The organism is Streptomyces sp. CBMA123 (assembly GCF_014596465.1).
Classification (GTDB): domain Bacteria; phylum Actinomycetota; class Actinomycetes; order Streptomycetales; family Streptomycetaceae; genus Kitasatospora.
Map to the genome: position 1 here is coordinate 1 of NZ_MECK01000510.1, position 938 is coordinate 938.

Here is a 938-nt window from a genome sequence, read left to right on the forward strand (position 1 = left end):
GACGCGGGCCAGGTGGGCGAGGTGGTCGGCCTCGCCGTCCATGGTGTCCGTGCCGTCCGGCCCCGCCGTCGTGTCCCCGGCGGCGGTCCCCGTGCCCCCGCTGGTCGCGACGGGCACGGCGCCGGCCGCCGCCAGCTCCAGGGCGGCGGCCAGCGCCGCCGCCTCGGCGGTGGCGCCGGCGTGGGCGGAGGACGGCGGGAAGCGGAGGGTGGCGCGGTCGAGCCACTGCGCGGCACGCGGGTCCAGGTGCTGGCGCAGGATCAGCCGGGCGTCGTGGATCTCGATGATCCGCCGGTAGAGCGCGAACCGCGGGTCGCGCGGGGGCAGCGGCAGGCGGCGGGCCGGGTCGAGGGCGATCTCCGGCAGCACGGTGTGCAGGTCGCGCCAGAGCGGCGTCAGGGCCCGGTAGCGGCGGTGGGCGCGCAGCCAGCCCCGTACCGCCCCGGCCGCGGCGGGCCACAGGGTGCTGCCCAGGCCCGCCGCGATCAGCGCCGCGCACAGCCCGCCCAGGACGGCGCACAGCGTGTCCTCGGGGCCGTCCTGGCTGCCGGTGACGGCCGCGCGCAGGACGTCGTCCATGCTCCAGGCGTTCCACAGCAGCCCGGCCACCAGCCCGCCGGTCAGCAGCCGCAGCCCGGTGCCCGGCCGCCCGGAGCCGACCGCGCGGGTGCGCCGCACCAGTTCGCGCAGCAGCGCGGTGAGGCACACGGTGGTGTGGAGCATGCCCACGGCGGTGTACCCGGCCAGCGCCAGGCGCGCGGACAGTTCGGGCCCGACGGTCAGGTCCTCGCCCGCCAGGCCCGGCGCGGCGGCGCTGATCAGCGCCAGCCGCAGGCCCAGCACCCCGGCCAGCAGGGCCAGTCCGCCCCGGATCTCGCGCCGTACGGGCTCGGCGCCCTTCCCGGCGGTCCCGGTGTGCCCGGCCGGCCCCGCGTCGG

The 938-nt window shown here is 79.9% G+C and carries 1 protein-coding gene; it reads right to left on the reverse strand.

The annotated features are described in order from the left end of the window. Positions 1–938 (reverse strand): MAB_1171c family putative transporter (locus tag BG452_RS35500; protein ID WP_188308454.1); only part of this gene is annotated, 938 nt, incomplete at both ends.